This is a genomic window from Niveispirillum sp. FG148, from assembly GCF_057809655.1.
This window is the reverse complement of record NZ_JBMDKJ010000016.1, coordinates 26,586-46,125: the sequence shown is the minus strand read 5'-3', so window position 1 is coordinate 46,125 and position 19,540 is coordinate 26,586. Positions and strand designations below refer to the sequence as shown.

The 19,540-nt window shown below is 63.7% G+C and carries 14 protein-coding genes; 12 read left to right on the top strand and 2 right to left on the bottom strand.

Features of this window, described 5'->3' with window-relative positions; all coding sequences use genetic code 11:
* Positions 1–129: 129 nt before the first annotated feature.
* The 10 genes from ACODTW_RS16875 to ACODTW_RS16830 all read left to right on the top strand — a co-directional run bounded on the left by ACODTW_RS16875 (position 130) and on the right by ACODTW_RS16830 (position 13,138).
* Positions 130–2,631 (top strand): TonB-dependent receptor, encoded by a 2,502-nt coding sequence (locus ACODTW_RS16875; protein WP_488947221.1) that lies wholly within the window; start codon positions 130–132, stop codon positions 2,629–2,631.
* A gap of 56 nt (positions 2,632–2,687) precedes the next feature.
* Positions 2,688–3,542 carry an SDR family NAD(P)-dependent oxidoreductase gene (locus ACODTW_RS16870; RefSeq protein ID WP_488947220.1) on the top strand — a complete coding sequence of 285 codons (855 nt, stop codon included), beginning with the start codon at positions 2,688–2,690 and terminating at the stop codon, positions 3,540–3,542.
* A 64-nt stretch (positions 3,543–3,606) separates the two neighbouring features.
* A complete protein-coding gene (locus tag ACODTW_RS16865) occupies positions 3,607–5,535 on the top strand; it encodes a flavin-containing monooxygenase (protein WP_488947219.1) in 1,929 nt (642 codons plus the stop codon).
* Between the two features lie 100 nt (positions 5,536–5,635).
* Positions 5,636–6,889 carry a CaiB/BaiF CoA transferase family protein gene (locus ACODTW_RS16860; protein ID WP_488947218.1) on the top strand — a complete coding sequence of 418 codons (1,254 nt, stop codon included), beginning with the start codon at positions 5,636–5,638 and terminating at the stop codon, positions 6,887–6,889.
* Positions 6,890–6,903: 14 nt separating this feature from the next.
* Positions 6,904–8,337: an aldehyde dehydrogenase family protein gene (locus ACODTW_RS16855; protein WP_488947217.1), complete on the top strand. Its 1,434-nt coding sequence runs from the start codon at positions 6,904–6,906 to the stop codon at positions 8,335–8,337.
* 28 nt (positions 8,338–8,365) lie between these two features.
* A complete protein-coding gene (locus ACODTW_RS16850) occupies positions 8,366–9,268 on the top strand; it encodes an NAD(P)-dependent oxidoreductase (protein ID WP_488947216.1) in 903 nt (300 codons plus the stop codon).
* Between the two features lie 4 nt (positions 9,269–9,272).
* Positions 9,273–10,331 carry an acyl-CoA dehydrogenase family protein gene (locus ACODTW_RS16845; protein WP_488947215.1) on the top strand — a complete coding sequence of 353 codons (1,059 nt, stop codon included), beginning with the start codon at positions 9,273–9,275 and terminating at the stop codon, positions 10,329–10,331.
* 19 nt (positions 10,332–10,350) lie between these two features.
* The gene (locus ACODTW_RS16840; protein WP_488947214.1) at positions 10,351–11,496 is read left to right on the top strand and encodes an acyl-CoA dehydrogenase family protein; all 1,146 of its coding nucleotides are present in this window, start codon (positions 10,351–10,353) and stop codon (positions 11,494–11,496) included.
* Between the two features lie 30 nt (positions 11,497–11,526).
* On the top strand, positions 11,527–12,327 hold the full coding sequence (locus ACODTW_RS16835) for a crotonase/enoyl-CoA hydratase family protein (RefSeq protein WP_488947213.1): 801 nt from the start codon (positions 11,527–11,529) through the stop codon (positions 12,325–12,327).
* A complete protein-coding gene (locus ACODTW_RS16830) occupies positions 12,254–13,138 on the top strand; it encodes a TetR/AcrR family transcriptional regulator (RefSeq protein ID WP_488947212.1) in 885 nt (294 codons plus the stop codon). The genes ACODTW_RS16835 and ACODTW_RS16830 overlap by 74 nt, the downstream gene beginning before the upstream one ends.
* A 74-nt stretch (positions 13,139–13,212) precedes the next feature.
* Here ACODTW_RS16830 and ACODTW_RS16825 read toward each other — a convergent pair whose 3' ends face one another.
* Positions 13,213–14,925 carry an FAD-binding protein gene (locus tag ACODTW_RS16825; protein WP_488947211.1) on the bottom strand — a complete coding sequence of 571 codons (1,713 nt, stop codon included), beginning with the start codon at positions 14,923–14,925 and terminating at the stop codon, positions 13,213–13,215.
* Between the two features lie 37 nt (positions 14,926–14,962).
* A complete protein-coding gene (locus tag ACODTW_RS16820) occupies positions 14,963–15,775 on the bottom strand; it encodes a fumarylacetoacetate hydrolase family protein (protein WP_488947210.1) in 813 nt (270 codons plus the stop codon).
* Positions 15,776–16,123: 348 nt separating this feature from the next.
* On the opposite strand from ACODTW_RS16820, the gene ACODTW_RS16815 reads away from it, so the two are divergent.
* A complete protein-coding gene (locus tag ACODTW_RS16815) occupies positions 16,124–18,409 on the top strand; it encodes a TonB-dependent receptor (protein WP_488947209.1) in 2,286 nt (761 codons plus the stop codon).
* Between the two features lie 55 nt (positions 18,410–18,464).
* Positions 18,465–19,331: an alpha/beta hydrolase gene (locus ACODTW_RS16810; RefSeq protein WP_488947208.1), complete on the top strand. Its 867-nt coding sequence runs from the start codon at positions 18,465–18,467 to the stop codon at positions 19,329–19,331.
* Positions 19,332–19,540: the final 209 nt, after the last annotated feature.

Below are 19,540 nucleotides of genomic sequence, written 5' to 3'. Positions count from 1 at the left end.
ACCCCGTGTGGGGCGGTTTGGGCGCCATGTCGGCGATCCCGGCCCGTGCACGAACATCTCCGGCCTGTCAAACACCAAGGCAACGTGGGATCAAGCCCGCGAACGAAGTGCCGAAAAAGGGGGGAAACAATGGTGAAACGTGATCGTCGGGCCCTGGCGTTACTGATGTCCAGCGCCGCTTTTCTGATGCCCGACGCCGTCCAGGCCCAGGCCACGCAATCGAGTGCCGATACGCTGGTGCTGGAAGAAATCGTGGTAACGGCCAACCGCCGGGCCGAAAACATCCAATCCGTGCCGACCGCCATCACGGCGCTCGGCGGCGCCGCTCTGCGCGAACAGAATATCGCCTCCCCCCAGGATCTGCTGGGCAAGGTGCCGGCAGTGATGGTCACGTCGAACGGCACCACGCGTAATGCCGAAACCGTGATCATTCGCGGTCAGGGCCAGACCTATCTGGCCCCCGTCGGCGTGGTGACCTATTTTGCCGAAGTGCCGCTGATTCAGGGTTCGGTCATCTCCAACCAGGGCGGCCCCGGCACGTTCTTTGACCTGCAATCACTGGAGGTGCTGCGCGGGCCGCAGGGCACGCTGTTCGGCAAGAACACCACGGGTGGTGCCGTCCTGTTGGGGCCAGCCAAGCCCAAGGACAAGTTCGAGGGCCATGTCCAGGCGCAGTTCGGGAACTACAACGACCGGGAGTTTGAAGGCGTCCTGAACGTACCCTTCGACGAGACGCTGGCCGTGCGCCTCGCAGTCAAGACGGTGGACCGTGACGGTTTTACCAAGGATGTCGGCCCCGGTCCGTTCGGCTATGTCCTGACCGACAAGGGGCCCTCCGCCGGATTTGCCGGCAAGGAGTATGACGACAAGCATTATGATACGGCACGCCTCGGGGTCCTGTGGAAGCCGACCGACAATTTCGAGAATTATCTGGTCGGCTATTACTCCAAGAGCCATGACAATGGCAGCGGGCTCAGCTTCACCAGCATGCGTTCGGACGCCAACCTGACCACGCTGGCCGGCAACCTGTTCTATCGCCAGCAGACCGATCCGCTGTTCGGCTCCTTCGACCCGACCATCGCCCAGTCGATCCTGGCTTGGCAGAAGACGCTGGGGCCGCGTGAGACGGCGCTCAATACCGACCTGTTCTCCAAGCTGGAAGTCTGGAGTGTCACCAATACGCTCAGCGTCGATCTCACCGATCAGTTCACCTTCCGGGGCATTGTCGGCTATCAGCGGATGAAGCATCGCTATGCCTGGGACCTGGATGGCTCCATCCTGGCGCTCAGCTCGCAGATCCCGGCAATCGTCCCCGCCGGCTCGCCCGGTCTGTATGGCACGGCTGGCGACGCCACCTCCTTCACCGACCTCAGCCAGATCAGCGTTGAGCCGCAAATCCAGGGCAATTTCCTGGATGGCAAGCTGATCGGCGTCGTTGGCGCCTTCTATTCCAACGTGCAGCCGGAAGGTCCGCAGGCTCAGGGCAGCTTCAATTTCGGCACCCCCGGTGTCGTGCTGTTCGACGTGGAAACCAGAAGCAAAGCGCTTTACGGCCAGACCGACCTGGATTTGGGCGCCGTTTCGCCGGGCCTGGATGGGCTGAAGCTGACGACCGGCCTGCGCCAGACCTGGGATCAGTATGACGCCAGCCGCTATGGCCCAACCTATTTCAACATCCCCACTGCCAGCGCATCCGACAAGAACAGTGCCACCACCTGGAATGTCGGACTGAATTACCCGGTCGCCCATGGCAGCCTGGTGTTCGGCAAGATTTCACGCGGATACAAGGCCGGCGGTTTCAATCCGGTTGGCGTGCGCCAGGAAGGCCTGACCTATGGCCCGGAACGCGTCACCAACTATGAAATCGGCTCCAAGAACGATTTCAATATCGGGAACGCGGCAGCTCGTCTCAATATCGCGGCCTATCACCTGAATTATGACGGCATCCAGCGGGCCGGCGCCGACAACGCCTTCAACAATTTCCAGAACCAGTCGGGCCTGGATCAAGGTTCCCGAACGTTCAATGCCGGCACAGCACGTATCCGGGGCATTGAGGTGGAGGCATCCATCATGCCGGTGGACGGTCTTGAACTGTCGGGCAGCTACGCGCTGGCCGATGGCAAGTACAAGACCTTCCTGATCGATGTACCACCCGATCCGCTGGTGACGACGAAGGATACCTGCACCGGGATCAAGCCCATCCCGTCGCCCTATATTCCCGGCGCGCAGGCCATCAAGGCCGATCTGTCCTGCATCCCCTTCCCATTCCTGCCGAAGAACCAGTTCAGCCTGAATGCGCGATATGAGCACCCGCTGCCCGGCAATGCCGGGGCGCTGGTGGGTGTAGCCAACTATTCATGGGTCGACCGGCAGTACTCCACCTCGGTTTCAACCGAAGTGGGCGAACCCGAAGCCTGGCTGGGCAGCTATGGCATTCTGAACCTTTCCGTCGAATGGCAGGATTTCCTGGGTTACCCGCTCGATCTGCGCGCCTTCGCCACGAACCTGACCAACAAGACCTACCGTATCGGCAATTCCAACCTGACCGATACGTCCTTCGGCTCTTCTGCCAGCACCTATGGCGAGCCGCGGATGTACGGCCTGTCGGTCCGCTACCGCTTCGGCGACTAACCGTTACCGGAGCGCCCCCGGCGACGGTGGCGCTCCCCCTTTACAGGATTTGACCCATGTCCAAGGAAGAAGAACTGTTCGGCGGCGGCGTTGCCGTCATCACAGGCGCCGGGGCCGGCATCGGGTCCGGCATTGCCCGGTGCGTCGGCGCGCTGGGCATGCATGTGGTGGTCACCGACGTGTCGGGCGACCGGGCCGAGGCGACGGCGACATCCATCCGTGCCGCCGGCGGCAAGGCCGAGGCGCTGATGCTGGACGTGTCGAAGCCGGCCGAACTGGACCGTATCGCCGCCGATATTTTCGCCCGGCATGGGGCCGTGCGCCTGCTGGTCAACAATGCCGGCATCGAAACCATCGGATACACCTGGGAAATCCCGGCGGACCGCTGGGAAGCCACGCTGAACATCAATATCCATGGCGTCGTCCATGGTGTGCGGGCTTTCGTGCCGCATATGCTGAAGGCCGGACAGCAGGCCTACATCGCCAATCTGGCCTCGGTCGGGTCCTTCGGCATCATGCCAACCCAGACCGCCTACATCATGAGCAAACACGCCATCCAGTCGTTCAGCGAGTGTCTGTATCTGGAAATGCAGTTGGCCAAGGCCCCCATCCAGGTCAGCTCCGTCCTTCCCGGCATGCTGAAGACCAGCATTTTCGACGTCGAGGCCGGCAAGGGTGAACCCCCCGCCGCCGCCCGTCACCGTGCCGTGATGCGGGAAATGATGGCGACCTATGGCATGGATCTGGACGAGGGTTGCCGCCGCATCGTCGAACAAATCGCGCAAGGGCACTTCTGGGTCTCCACCCACCCCGACATGACCGCCGACATGATCGCCGGCCGCGTCGATTTCCTGAGCCGTCAGGCCGACCCGGCGCTCAACGAACAGACAAGACAGCTTCTGGACGCCTGACCGCATCAACCGTGTCGGGCCGCAGGGAAACAGGGGCCGGCACGGACCGGCCAGGAGAGGATGAATGGCAACCCAGGTGACCAACGTTCCGACGACGGACCGCACCCTGCCCATAAATGACCATGCTGGACTGCGTCAGGCGCTGGAACAGGCGAACCTGCCCACGCTGCTGATGGTCTATGTCCAGTATACGCATGATGCGGCCATGTTGGACCGGTTCCAGCCCTTCATCCAGTCACCCTATACGCCCGAGCCCGTTGCCCCGCCGCCGGAACTGGCGGCGGAACTGCGGGAAAAGCTGTTCGACCTGCTGACACAGGTCCCGGCCCCGGTCGAACGTCCCCTGCCCCGCGACCTGATGCGCCGCATGATGAGCGTCAATGTCGCCGAACCGGTGGACGAAGAATTCGTGCCCATGCTGCTGGACCAGATGGGGTTCGACATCCCGGCCCCGCGCCTGGACCAGCCCGGCCGCAAGCGTCCAGCCGGCTTCAAGGTGCTGATCATTGGGGCCGGCATGACCGGCATCCTGGCCGGGATCAAGCTGGCCGAGGCTGGTTACGACCATGTCATCATCGAAAAGAACCCCGATGTCGGCGGCACCTGGTACGAGAATCTCTATCCCGGTGTAGGCGTCGACACGCCCAGCCATTTCTATTCCTTCTCGTTCGAACTGAACCCGGAATGGAACCATTACCACCCCAAGGGTCACGACATGCAGGCCTACCTGCTGCGCGTGGCCGACAAATATGGCATCCGCGACCGCACAATCTTCAACACCAGGGTCGTGTCCTGCCATTATGACGAGCAGGCCGGTCTCTGGCGCGTCACCACCCGTCACAAAGACGGGACGGAGACCGTGATCGACGCCAATGCCGTGATCAATGCGCACGGGCCGCTGAACCGCTGGCAGATGCCGAACATTCCGGGCCTGGACAGTTTCGCCGGTCCCGCCATGCACACGGCCGCCTGGGACAATGGCGTCGATCTGACAGGCAAGAAGGTGGTGATGATCGGCACTGGTGCCAGCGGGCACCAACTGGCGCCCGCCATCGCCCCCATCGTCGATCACCTGACCATCTTTCAGCGTTCCCGCCACTGGGTGATCCGCAACCCGGAAATCGGCAGGGCGGTGGACGAGGGCATGAAATTCGCTCTGCGCCACATCCCGCATTTCGGGGAATGGTACCGCTTCCGCGTCTTCTGGTTTGCGGGCGACGGCCTGTTCATCAATGTGCTGAAGGACCCGAACTGGCAGGACGACATGTCGGTGTCGGCCCATAACCAGACCATGCGCCAGTTCGCGCAGTACCAGCTTCAGACAGCACTCGCCAACCGGCCGGATCTTTATGAAAAGCTGCTGCCCGACCACCCCATCTTCTCCAAGCGCATCCTGCTGGACGATGGCTGGCTGGACGCCATTCAGCGCGACAATGTGACGGTGGAGACCCGTCATATCGACCATGTGGAGCCCGACGGCGTCGTGCTGACCGACGGCACGCGGGTGCCGGCCGATGTGCTGGCGCTGGCCACCGGCTTCAACGTGTCGAAGATGCTGGGCTCCCTGTCGGTCGTCGGTCGTGACGGGGCGAACCTGGGCGCTATCTGGGGGGAGGAGGACCCGCGCTCCTATCTGGGCGTGACGGTGCCGGGCTTCCCCAATTTCTTCTATACGGTCGGCCCCAACAGCGCGCCCAACCACGCCGCAGGCCAGAACCTGATCTCCGAAACCCAGATCCATTACATCATCGAATGCCTGGACGCGGTGGTCGCCGCCGGTGCCAAGGCCATTGAGCCGACGGTGGAGGCCTTCAAGGAATTCAACACCCGCATCGACAAGCGCATGCAGGAGATGATCTGGACCCATCCGAAGGCCAACAGCTACTACAACAATTCCAAAGGCCGCATCTTCCTGTCCTGGCCCTATCGTCTGGTCGATTACTGGACGGTCACGCGCCAACCCGACCTGACGCATTTCAACCTGCTTCGGTGAGAGCCTCCCCTCACCGGTCGGGGCAGGCCGGTGGTGGCATCGGCTTCGCCGGCCTGCCCTTCTTTATAACAGCCGCCTCCCAGCCGTGAGAGTTTCCACCTTGACCGCTCCCTCGTCCCCCACCGCCCTGTCCGGCATCCGTGTCCTGGACCTCAGCCGCGTGCTGGCCGGTCCCTGGTCGTCGCAGATCCTGGGCGACCTGGGTGCCGAGGTGATCAAGGTTGAACAGCCCGGAAAGGGCGATGACACCCGCTCCTGGGGTCCACCCTATCTGGATACGGGAACCGCCGATCCCGATCCGTTCAGCGCCTATTATCTGGCCTGTAACCGCAACAAACGTTCTGTCGCCATCGACATCGCCAACCCGGAAGGGGCCGCCCTGATCCGGCAATTGGCGCGGCATTGCGACGTGGTACTGGAGAATTTCAAGGTCGGCGGGCTGGCCCGCTACGGGCTGGATTACGAAAGCCTGCGGGCGGAAAATCCGCGTCTTGTCTATTGCTCCATCACCGGCTTCGGTCAGACCGGTCCCTATGCCCCACGCGGCGGCTATGATTTCCTGATCCAGGGGATGAGCGGGCTGATGAGCGTGACGGGACAGCCCGACGGCACGCCCGGCGCCGAGCCGCTGAAGGTGGGCGTGCCCGTGTCGGACCTGTTCACCGGACTTTACGCCACAATCTCCATCCTGGCGGCCCTGCGCCACCGTGACCAGACCGGCCAGGGGCAGCATATCGACTGCGCCCTGCTGGACACGCAGGTATCGCTGCTGGCCAATCAGGCGATGAACTGGCTGGTCGGCGGGCAGGTGCCACGGCGCCTTGGCAATGGCCATCCCAATGTCGTGCCCTATCGCTGCTTTGCGGCGGCGGACGGCCATATCATCGTCGCGGTTGGCAATGACGGGCAGTTCCGCAATCTCTGCCGCCTGCTGGGCCGGCAGGATCTGCTGGACGATCCACGCTTCGCCACCAATGCCGGTCGCCAGACCAACCGCAGGGAACTGGAGGCCACGCTGGCTGACAGCATCAAGGTCTGGCCATCGGCGGACCTGATCGACAGGCTGGCCGAGGCCGGCGTACCCGGTGGCCCCATCAACCGCGTCAATCAGGTCTTCGCCGACCCCCAGATCGAAGCGCGCGGGCTGGTGCGCCGCATCGATCTGGATGATGGCACCAGCATTCCGATGGTGGGCTTTCCCGCGAAGCTTTCCGAAACCCCCGCCAGCTATCGCCACCCCCCGCCCCGGCTGGGCGGACAGACCGGGTCGGTGCTGCACGACATCCTGGGGATGGATACCGGGACGGTCGATGATTTGACCCGACGCGGGATCATACAGACGCACGGCGCGTGAGAGGGAGATACCGCATGGAAAAGGGCAACTGGATTGCCGGCAACCAGGTGGGAAGTGCCACCGTCCGCCGCAATGAGAACCCGGCCCGCCCGGACCTGGATGTCGGCCATTTCGCCTGGGCCACATCCGAACAGGCGGCGGATGCGCTGGCAGCGGCGCGGGCAGCTCTGCCGGGCTGGGCTGCCTTCAACCCGCAGGCCCGGTCCGACATCCTGCGCCGCGCAGGCGACGAGCTGCTGGTCCGCGCCGACGAACTGGGTGCCATCCTGACACGGGAGGAAGGTAAGACCCTTAAGGAAGGGATCGGGGAGGTGAAGCGCGCCGCCCAGATCTTCCATTACGCCGCCGGCGAGCCGCTGCGCAGCCCCGGCGAATGCCTGCCCGGCCTGCGCGACGGCATGACGGCCCTGGTCACGCGGGAACCGGTGGGTGTGGTGGCGCTGATCACGCCCTGGAATTTCCCCATCGCCCTGCCGGCCTGGAAAACCGCCTATGCGCTGGCCTTTGGCAATACGGTCGTGTTGAAGCCGTCGGAGGTGACGCCGGCCAGCGCCTGGGAACTGGCCGACATCCTGCACCGTGCCGGCCTGCCGCCCGGCGTGTTCAATCTGGTGGTGGGTGACGGCGCCGTGTTGGGCCCTGTGCTGGTCGACGGCGCCGACGCCGTCAGCTTCACGGGATCGCCCGGCGTTGGCCGGTCCATCCTGGCCCGGTCGCTACCGCGCATGATCCGGGTGCAGTTGGAGCTGGGCGGCAAGAACCCGCTGGTGGTGGCCGACGATGCCGATCTGGATCTGGCCGCCGACATCGCCCTGCAGGGCGCCTTCCATTCCACGGGGCAACGCTGCACAGCGACCAGCCGTATCATCGTCGATGCCAAGGTCCATGATGCCTTCACCGACCGGCTGCTGACCCGGCTGCGCGCCCTGAAGGTCGGTGACCCGATGGATGCCACGACCGACATGGGGCCAGCCGTCACCCAGGCGCAGTTGGAAAAGAATTTGCGCTATGTCGATGTCGCCGAGGCAGAGGGGGCAGAACTGGCCTTTGGCAGCAACCGTCTGGACCGGCCCGGCTGGTTCATGGAGCCGACCCTATTCATCGGCACACACAATAGGATGCGCATCAACCGGGAGGAGGTGTTCGGCCCCGTCGCCTGCATCATCAGGGCCGACGGGCTGGATCAGGCGCTGGCCATCGCCAATGATGCCGACCACGCCCTGTCCAGCGCCATTGCCACCCGCAGCCTGAAGACTGCCGAGACGTTCCGACGCCGCTCCCGCGCAGGCTTGGTGATGGTGAACGCGGCCACGGCCGGCATTGATTACCACGTCCCCTTCGGCGGACGCGGCCCCTCCGGTTACGGCCCGCGCGAGCAGGGCAGTGCGGCGGCCGAGTTCTTCACCGAAGGCAAGACCGCCTACATCAACCATGGCGTGACCGGCTGAGCCGTCGCCGCCCGCAAGGATGCCTGAGATGCAGGAAAAGATCGCTTTCATCGGCCTGGGCGCCATGGGACTGCCCATGGCCTCCAATCTGGTCCGCAAGGGCTTCGCCGTCACCGGCTTCGACCTGGACCGGGACAAGCTGGACCGGCTGGTGGCCCTGGGTGCCAAGCCGGCGGCCAGCGTTGCCGAAGCGGTGGCCGGGGCCACCATCGCCGTCACCATGCTGCCGGCCCCGCCACATGTGCGCGCCGTGATCCTGGGGGCCGATGGCGTCCTGTCTGCCCTGGCGTCGGGTACCCTGCTGATCGACATGAGCACCATCGACCCCCAGACCACCGATGATGTCGCCAAGGCCGCCGCCGCTAAGGGGGTGGCCTTCATCGACACGCCTGTCGGGCGGCTGGTCAGCCACGCTGAACGCGGTGAAAGCCTGTTCATGATTGGTGGCGCGGATGCCGATTACGAGCGGGCCCTGCCGCTGCTGCAGGCGATGGGCACCACTTTCCTGCGCTGCGGCCCGGTCGGGTCCGGCACGCGGACAAAGATTGTCAATAATTACCTGGCCGTGATCGGCGCGCAGTTGACGGCGGAGGCCTTGCTGCTGGGCACCAAGCTGGGACTGGCGGTTGAGGTGATGAAGGCCGTCGCGGGCGGCACCACCGCCACCAACGGCCAGTTGATGATCAATTTTCCCAGCAAGGTGCTGGTGGGCGACACGACCCCCGGCTTCACCATCGACCTGGCCTACAAGGATCTGCAATTGGCCCTGTCGGCGGCCGCGCAGCAGCGCCTGGGCCTGCCCGTGGGTCAGGCCGCCGCCAGTGCTCTGGGTGCTGCGCGCGGTGGCGACTTTGCCGGCCGCGACTTCACGGCCCTGTTGGATTACGCGTGCGAGATCGCCGGTGTCACCCCGCCGCGCCTGAAGGCCTGATATCATGAGCGAGACCAGCGAGATCATCGAAGGCATGGCCGGTCGCCTGTTTGCCGACCTGTCCAGCCCGGAACGGCTGCGCGCCGCAGAGACCGGCGCATGGGACGTCGCTGCATGGGATCAGCTTGCGGAACTGGGCCTGCCGCTGGCCCTGGTACCGGCGGAGGCTGACGGCGTCGGCCTGTCCTGGCCGGAGGTCGCCGGGCTGGTGCAATTGGCCGGTGCCGCTGCCTTGCCCCTGCCCCTGGTGGAGACAATGTTGGCCAACCGGCTGCTGGCGGATGCCGGCCTGCCGCTGGCAGAAGGGCCGGCTACCCTGGCGCCCGTGCATCGGGATGAAAGCTTCACACTTGACCGTGAGGGCCCGGGCTGGCGCCTGCACGGAACGGCACACCGCGTTCCGTGGGCGGCCCACAGCACGCAGATCGCCGTGCTGGCCGCCTTCGATGGACGCCCCCATGCCATCCGCCTGGACACCGCCACCGCTGAGTTGCGGTCCGGTGCCAATCTTGCCGGCGAGCCGCGAGACGATCTGACCGTTGACGTCATCCTGCCCGATACGGCCGTGGCACCTCTGCGCGCCGGCACCGATGTCGCTCTGATCGAACAATGGGGGGCCACGCTGCGCGCCGCCGCCTTGGCCGGGGCATCGCGCCGGGTGCTGGAAATGACCGTCGCCTATGCCAATGAACGCACGCAATTTGGGCGCACCATCGGCAAGTTCCAGGCCCTTCAGCAATCGCTGGCCGTGATGGCGGGACAGGTCGCGGCGGCGACTGGTGCTGCCGATCTTGCTGCCGATGGGCTGCAAAGGGGCGAGGTTTTGTCGGTCGCGGTCGGCAAGGCCCGGGCGGGAGAAGCGGCGGGTACCATCGCCGCCATCGCCCATCAATCCCATGGCGCTATCGGCTTCACGCATGAACACAGCCTGCATTTCCTGACCAAGCGCCTGTGGTCCTGGCGAGAGGAATTCGGGAACGAAGCCTATTGGCACCGCATGGTCGGGCGTCGGATGGCGGCGGCCAGGGCCGATGGGCTATGGCCCCTGATCGCCTCGCTGTAAGCCCGCGCTGGAGAGACATATGCACGATTTCGCCTTCCCGGCACCGCCCCCGTCCCAGGACACCGACGCCCTGCGCGCAGAGGTGCGGGAATTTCTGGCCACGGAACTGGCCGAGCTGCCGGCCGCGCAACGCATTCGGTCCTGGAGCGGCTTTGACGCTGACTTCAGTCGCAAGCTGGCCCAGCGCGGCTGGGTCGGCATGACGCTACCCACCGAATTTGGCGGTCAGGGCCGATCGGCCCTGGAACGATATGTCGTCCTGGAGGAACTGCTGGCCGCCGGCGCGCCTGTCGCCGCCCATTGGATTGCGGATCGCCAGAGCGCGCCCTTGCTGCTGAAGGTCGGGACAGAGGAGCAGAAGCGCACGATCCTGCCGCGCATCGCAGCGGGCGAGTGCTTCTTCTGCATCGGGATGAGCGAACCCGACAGCGGGTCCGATCTCGCCGCCGTGCGCACCCGTGCCGTCCGGACCGAGGAAGGGTGGCGTGTCAATGGCACCAAGCTGTGGACCACCTATGCCCAGCATTCGCATTACATGATCCTGTATTGCCGCACGGGTAACACCGATGACCGCCATGGCGGCACGAGCCAGCTTCTGGTCGATCTCTCGCTGCCCGGCATCACCATCCGCCCCATCGCCGATCTGGCCGGCGATCGGCATTTCAACGAGGTGGTGTTCGAGGACGCGCTGCTGCCGCCCGACAGCCTGATCGGGCCGGAAGGCCATGGCTGGAAGCAGGTGATGAGCGAACTGGCCTATGAACGCAGCGGACCCGAGCGGTTCTTGTCCACCTTTGTGCTGCTGGTCGAACTGATCCGCGCCCTTGGGCCCGACACCTCCGACCACGCCACCCTGATCCTGGGCCGGCTGGGGGCCCATCTGTCGGTGCTGCGCCGGCTGTCGCGGTCCGTTGCCGGCATGCTGGAACGGGGTGAAGACCCGGCGCTGCAAGCATCCCTGGTGAAGGATCTGGGTGCAATTGTGGAACAGGAAATTCCCGAAATCGCCCGGCAATTAATCAGCAGCGAACCCTCACGCGCTTCGGATGACATGTTCCAGGCCGTACTGGGCCATGCGATTCTGAACGCACCCTGCTTCTCGCTGCGGGGCGGCACGCGGGAAATCCTGCGTGGCATCATCGCGCGCGGCCTTGGCCTGCGCTAAGCCTTATTCTACCTGTTTACGGGTGTCCCCATGTCCGACCTTGTATTGTTTGAACAAACCGACGGTATCGCCGTCCTGACCCTGAACCGGCCGGAAACCCGCAACCCGATCTCCGATCCCGACATGATCGAGGCGGTGCTGAACGCGCTGGACCGCATAGACACAGACATGTCGGTGCGCGTCGCCATCCTGACGGGAACAGGCAGCGCCTTTTCCTCCGGCGGCAACCTGAAGACCATGGGTCAGCAGGGTGGTCTGAACGATCCCCTGCCCGCCAAGACGCGGCGCAACTACAAGCACGGTATCCAGCGCATCCCCCTGGCCTTTGCCAAGCTGGACGTGCCGGTCATCGCCGCCGTCAATGGTCCCGCTATTGGGGCTGGCTGCGACCTCGCCTGTATGTGCGACCTTCGCATCGCCGGCGAAAGTGCGCGCTTCGCCGAAAGTTTCGTGAAGGTCGGCATCGTGCCGGGCGATGGCGGGGCCTGGCTGCTGCCACGCGTCGTGGGCTTCTCCAAGGCGGCGGAAATGGCGCTGACGGGCGATGTCATCGACGCGGCTGAGGCGCTGGCCTGTGGCCTGGTGTCGAAGGTCGTGCCGGACACCGAGTTGCTCGACACGGCCAAGGCACTGGCCCGCCGCATCGCCGTCAACCCGCCGCATGCCGTACGCATGACCAAGCGCCTGCTCTGGCAAGGCCGCGACACCAGCCTGGAGGCATTGTTGGAAATCTCCGCCTCCATGCAGGCCCTGGCGCATGCGACGGAAGATCATAAGGAAGCGGTGGCTGCCATGCTGGGCAAGCGCGCACCGCATTTTGCTGGTAACTGAGCACATACTTTCATGCGCACCCGCTGATTTCAACCTTCCATATGGTAAACGCACGGGCTATATCTGTTACATTATGAGAACTCGTCTCAACAGCTCCGACCGTCGCACCTCTATCGTCAATGCCGCCAAATCGGTATTCGCACGCCATGGCTTCGAAGGGGCGAAAACCCAGCAGATTGCCGCCGCCGCCGCGGTATCGGAGGCGTTGCTCTATCGTCATTTCCCTTCCAAGACGGCATTGTACCGGGCAGTCCTGCGCGCAACCATCGAGGATCAGGACCGCTCCATCGCCCAGATCGGCACGCCGAAGCCGGGTGCGCGCGGGATCGTCACCATGCTGGTATCGCTGTTCTACAGCAGTGTACTGGGCGTGGACTCCCCCAATGCCGACGGGGTGCGGATGATTTTTGCCAGCTTGGCAGGGGATGGCACCTTCGCACGTCTGGTCTATCGGCGAGCAGTCAAGCGTACGCTGTCGGCGACGGATGCGGCGATCAGGCAGGCAATCAGGGATGGCGATGCGGTGGAAACCGGCATCAGCACGCCCGAACTGATCGACCTGATTGCACATGTGGGCCTGATGACCCACGCCATGCGCATGGCCGAAAAAGGCCGCCCAAGCACACCGGAAACGGACAAGGATTTCATACGCAAGGCCGTATGGTTCGCCGGTCGGGGCATGGGCCTGACGGAGGTGGCCCTGGCCGCCCACTATCCGGTCGTCATGGCGGAACTGGCTGCCGCTACGGCGCCGGCCATGCCGGCCAAGACGCCGATGACGCGCAAGCCCCGGAAGAAGGCTGAAAAGTAAGCAGATTGACCAGGGTGCGCACTGCTGCCTTGACATCGTCCTCACGATCATTGTCCATCGGTGGGTACAGTTGCCTATCCACCCGTTACGGCGCGCGCAACACGGCGACCGGAGAAAATGCAATCCGCCGCCGACAGGCCACTGACATAGATATTGGAACAGATGCCGACTGCATTGCGTCCGGCGGCATACAGGCCGGCCACCTCCTTGCCGTCCATGCCCAGTACCGCCCCGGTATCCTCGTCCACCAGCAGTCCTCCCAAGGTCAGGGTGGGCAGCGGCGAAAGCTTGGCGTCAATGGAGACATCAATGGCATAGAACGGCCCTTGGGCCAGCACCGCCATATTCTCCTGCCCCTTGCGGAACGAATCTGGGGCCTTGCCCGTGGCAGCGCGGTTGTAGGTATCGACCGACACGGCAAAGGTGCCCGGATCGAAACCGCAAAGAGCCGCCAGTTGCGTCAGGCTCCCGGCCTTCTTGCGGCCAAACCACATGGCCAGCATGGCTGGATATTTCTGGAAGGGGAGGATCTTCTCCTTGGTCACCTGTCGCCAAGCCTGCTCATACAGCCCTTTGTCCAGGATCAGCCAGCCCTTGCCGCCGTGCTCCTCACACATCTTCAGACCGATGGCAGCGCCATACAGCATCTCGTTGACATAGCGCTCCCCGCGCCCGTCGACGATCATCCCTTTGGCCCAGGCCAACGGCGGATTGATAAAGCGCCAGGCGGAGACATGGTGCATACGGGCCACCGACCCGCCGGCCGTCTGGCCCAGGCGGATGCCGCTTCCATCATCGCCCATGGACCCTAACGGCATGCCGCGCAGATAGTTGGGGGCGTGGTGGGCCACCATGTCGCGGTTGAAGATGAAGCCGCCAGCCGACAGGCATACGCCGCGTCGGGCCCGTATGAACCGTTCCACCCGGTGCGCCTGCTCCAGCGCCCGCGCCTTGGCCAGCAGCCGGCCCGCGATCATGTTGGTTAAGCCGGCGCCGGGAAAGGCCGGCGGAAACATCAGCAGGAACTTGGTGCCTTTGGCCTCCAGCCTGTCATGCTCCGCAGCTTCCGCCGTGCCAGGCGGTATCTGCAGAAGACGCACACCCAGGACCCGCCCCTGTCGGTCCATGACAAGTTGGCGGCATTCCGCCTTGGTCATCAAGCGCACGCCTAGGCGTTCGGCCGCCTCCTTCAAGGGCTGGAACAAACCGACGCCATAGCCGATCGCCGTGTTGGCCGCCGGCAGGAAGACACGGTGACCACGCGGCGCGGGCTTGGCCACGGCGGCAAAGGCAGGCGCCTGGCAACTATCAGAATGATAGAGGTAGTAATCGGAATAAGGGTAGGAGGTCTTGCTCATATAGGTGCGGCTGTTGAAGACGACACCGTGCAGCTTCAGCCATTCCACCATGACCGGGCTTTGTTCACAGAAGTGACGGAGGGTGCGGTCGGACACCACCCCCTCCGTCTCCAGCCGCAGATAGCGGTACATGTCCTCTACGCTGTCTTCGACCCCAGCCTCCCTCTGGACCGAGGTCCCGCCACCCGCATAGAGCACGCCGCCATTCATGGCGGTAGCCCCGCCCCCATGGAAGCGGTCAACGGCGATGACGCTGGCCCCGCCTTCCGCCGCCTCCAGCGCGGCGGCAACGCCGGCCCCGCCATAGCCGACGACGACAAGGTCGGCCTCGTCATGCCAAGTCATCGCATCCGGTCCATCAACGACAAGCGCTGCCTCGACAGCCGAATGCCAGCCGGGAGAGCCCGGCTTATCAACAGTCCCTGACATGTATCCCCCCGACAAGGTCGCCCCTGCTTCTCTTTTCTCAAACGAAGCTGACGCTGGCGCCGCCTATGCCTTCCAGTTCCATTTCGAACCGGTCGCCGGGCCGCGCTGGCTCCAGCGGCACCAGCGAGCCCGACAGCACCACCTCCCCCGCCTTCAGCGGCACACCGAAGCTGCCCAGGGTATTGGCCAGCCAGGCCACGGCCGCCTGCGGCGATCCCTGTACTGCCGACCCATAGCCTTGCGACAGGAAGGCGCCGTTCTTGCGCACCACTGCCTTCACAGCAGAAAGATCCAGGTCGCGCGGACCGATGCGGGTATTGCCCAGCACGCACACCCCACATGACGCGTTGTCAGCCACAGTATCGACGATGCCGATGCGCCAGTCGCGGATGCGGCTGTCCACGATCTCGAAGCAGGGAACCACCGCCTCCGTGGCGTCCAACACATCCTCGGCCGTGATGCCGGGTCCCCGCAAATCCTGCTTCAGGATGAAGGCCATCTCAGCCTCGGCGCGCGGTTGGATCAGGCCGGATGCCGCGATGTTCACGGTGGTGCCATCGGCAATCATCATCCGGTCCGTCATGAAACCGAAATCCGGCTGGAACACGCCCAGCATATCTTGTACGGCCTTGGACGTGACGCCGATCTTCTTGCCGACAACCCTTTCACCATCCGCTTCTCGCCGCCGCAGAGTGGCCAGCGAGATGGCATAGGCATCAGCCACCGTGAGGCCGGGATGACGCGCGATCAATGGTTCGACCACATGCCGCCCCCGTAGGGCCGCATGCAGTTCCGCAGCCAGTATCTCCACAAGGGCAACCTGCTCAGCGACTGAGAAATCCGATGCCATGTCGATTGAACTCCCGGAAGCCATCCCATCGCCAACCGATGGCCGGCCCTGTTGATCGAAACGAAGCCTGCATTGACACTGGCGACGGGGCGCTTCAGGCTCGCCAATCGCCGCAGCGATCACAATTGCATGATTGTTTTTCGTAGCAATTGATAGTTTTCAGTACGTATTATGTCAATTCTCATTTCGATATCCATTGACGGAATTTCATAATATCGCGTAGCTTCACGATCATGAAATTCCGCAAAATTGCGAAATCGCCCTCGCCAGAATCACTGGAGACGTAGCTGTGGAGGAAACGCTGCCTGCGGCCTCGGTGAACCAAGCAAGACTGTAGGGAGTTCAATCATGTACCCGTCTCGCCTCAGCGCCCAGGCGCTGCTCTGTTCCGTCGCCACACTGGCGCTGGCGGTTTTCCCCGCCGCCGCCCAGGACATGATGGTGGAGGAGATCGTCGTCACCGCTCAGAAGCGTAGCGAGCGCTTGCAGGAAGTACCCATCGCCCTGACCGCGATGGATGCCGACATGCTGGAGGCCAAGGGTGTCGCCAACATCTCCGCCCTGGCAGCTCATGTCCCCAATTTGCAGATCCGCGAAAGTCCGGGCACGACGACCGGCGCGCAGATCAGCATCCGGGGCGGCGTCACCATCAACCCGTCGCTGAACTGGGAATCGACCGTCGGCATCTATGTCGATGGTGTCTATATCGGCAAGACCCAGGGGGCCATCTTCGACATGGTGGACCTGGAGCGGGTGGAAGTGCTGCGCGGACCGCAGGGCACGCTCTATGGCCGCAACACGCTGGCCGGTGCCATCAACATGGTCAGCGCCAAACCAAAGGGCGACAGGTCGGCCACCGCCAGCGCCACCGTCGGCAATTATGGCCTCTGGAAGGGCAAAGCCAGCGTAGACCTGCCCTCCTTCGGCCCGCTGCGGGTGAAGCTGTCGGCCCAGCGTGCCAAGCGGGATGGTCTAGTCGATATCGTCGCCAACCCCTTCCCGGGCGTTGTCGCTGCCGGGCGCCCCTCCACCAAGCATTTGCAGGAGATGGACAATAGCAGCTTCCGCGCAGCTCTGGCGCTGGACCTCGCGGACAATCTGGTCGTCGATTACAGCTTCGATTACAGCCTGTTCGACCAGACGCCGAAATACTCCCAGGTCACGCACGTCTCACCGGGCGGCATCTTCGATCCCGCTTCGCCGATCTATGCGGGTGGCAAGGTCGGGAACAGCTATTTCGGTTTCCCGCTGGACCTTTATGTGAATGCTGACCGGCAGACTACGGCCAGCATCGACGGCCCCTCCTTCGAGAAGTCGCGTATCCAGGGACACACGCTGACAGCGACGCTGGAGTTGGATGACGTGACCCTAAAATCGATCAGTGCCGCCCGCGATCTGGCGTGGCGCGACGGGCTGGATCTGGACGGGTCCCCCCTGCCCCTGGCCCATACCCAGCGCATCTCCGACTACAGCTCCAGTTCTCAGGAGTTCCAGGCGGTTGGTAGTAGCGGCCCGGTGAACTATGTCGTCGGCCTCTATTATTTCGAGGATGATGGCAGGACCAACAATCCCCAGACCTATTTCGGCGCCACCAACCTGGACAGCCGCATGGCCTTCACCACCAAGGCCTATGCCGCCTACAGCCAGGTTGATTACAAGCCGCCCATCCTTGATGACCGCCTGACCCTGACCGGCGGCCTGCGCTATACGCTGGAGGAAAAGTCCATCGACCGGCTGGTCCAGCAACTGGGCAGCCCCAACATCGTCATCGTGCCGGCGGGCACGACGGCCGACAAGAAATTCGCCGCCTGGACGCCCAGTTTCACGGCCAACTTCGCGGTGGATCGCAACCTGAACCTCTATGCCCGTTATGCCGAAGGCTACAAGAGTGGTGGCTTCAATGCAGAGGCCGGAAACGTGGCGGAGGTGAAGCGCCCCTACAGCGCGGAAAAAGTCGCCTCTTATGAGGCAGGCGCCAAGGCGACCTTGTGGGACGGCCGCCTGCTGTTCAACAGCGCCTTGTTCCTGAACCGGCATTCCGACATGCAATTATCGGTCTTCACCGCCACGGGCGCGGCGGAATCGTCTGTCCGTAACGCCGGCAAGGCCGAGATCAGTGGTCTGGAACTGGAAACGACACTACGGGCGACACCCTGGCTGACCTTGCAGGCCGGCTACGGCTATCTGCATGCAAAATACCTGTCCTATCTGGATGGCGGCGTCGACGTGGCTGATAACCGCGCTTTCCCCTTCACACCCAAACATTCCGGCAACGTCAGTGTTGATGTGCTGCTGGGTGAACTGGCGGGCGGCACCCTGCGGGCCCTGGTGGATGTCAACGCAGTATCCGGCCATTACACCTTCCCCTATGCCATCACGCCCGATGGTATCGGATCGGGCCAGTTGGCCAAGGATACGGCAGTAGGCGGCTACGCCGTAATGAACGCCAATCTGATCCTTTCGGAACTGGAGATCGGCAGCGCCAGCGGCGAGGTGAACCTGTGGGTCAAGAACCTGCTGGACCGCACCTATAAGGCCAACGGCATCGATTTCGGACCAGGTTTCGGCGGCCTGACCACCAGCTACTACGGTGATCCACGCACCTACGGCGTCACCATGACGCTGCGTTGGTAATCCCTTGGGCCGGCGCCCCGCGCGCCGGCCCGCCACAGTCTGGAATGAAGGCCCGATGAAATACTTCCTTCTGACCTTGTGCCTTCTGGCCGCCTCCCCGGCCCTGGCCAACGCCAATCTTGAGATTGCCGAAGCCATTCCGCTGGGGACCGGAAGCGTGCCGAATGCCAACGGCCCCGAAATCTGGGCCGGCAAGGAAGGGGTGCGGACGGTCCGAAATGTCACCGAAGCGACCCTGACCCCGGTCCTGCCGGCACCGGGCCAAGGCAATGGCACCGCTGTCGTCATAGTACCGGGCGGCGGCTTCATGACCCTTGCCATGGATTTGGAAGGCTGGCAGGTGGCTCGTTGGCTGGCCGATCATGGCATTGCCGCCTTCGTGCTGAAGTACAGGGTAGACCCAACCCCAACCGCACCAGCGGAATTCGCCAAATTCGCCACACAGCGCATGACAGACTGGGTCGGTAAACCCGGCGAAGGATTGCGGATCGTGACGCCGCCCGATGCGGTAGAGGATGCGCGGGCCGCCCTGCGATTGGTACGCGACCGATCAGTGCAATGGCATGTCGATCCCAACCGAATTGGTCTGATGGGCTTCTCCGCAGGTGCGCGTACAACGCTGGCCGTCGTTACATGGCCATCACAGGAGCCGCAGCCGGCGTTCATTGCCCCCCTCTACCCACCCATGGAGGCAAGGGACGTTCCCCCTGATGCCCCACCTATGTTCCTGGCCATGGCAGCCGACGATCCCCTTTCAGGCCGGGCCGGTTTTGGTATCGTGGAAGCCTGGATCAAGGCAAGGCGACCATATGAACTCCATGTCTACCAGAAGGGTGGCCATGGCTTCGGCCTGGGCCGGATGGGGACGACCAGCACGCAGTGGGGCAATGCCTTTCTGGCGTGGTTGGAGGGTATTCGTTGAAAGGAATGAACCGCGCCAGCTTTGCCGGAGACTCAAACTCGTGAACGCAGTGCCTCGTATGTTGGATGCGGGTATCGGCAACCCTGCATCCAACATACGAGGCTAACTTATTGATTTCACTGCATACTGGCTCGAAGTGGGCATCTGAGCCCAAAAGCAAAAGCCCCGTAACTGTTGAGGTTACAGGGCTTTTGCTGTATCAGGTTGGG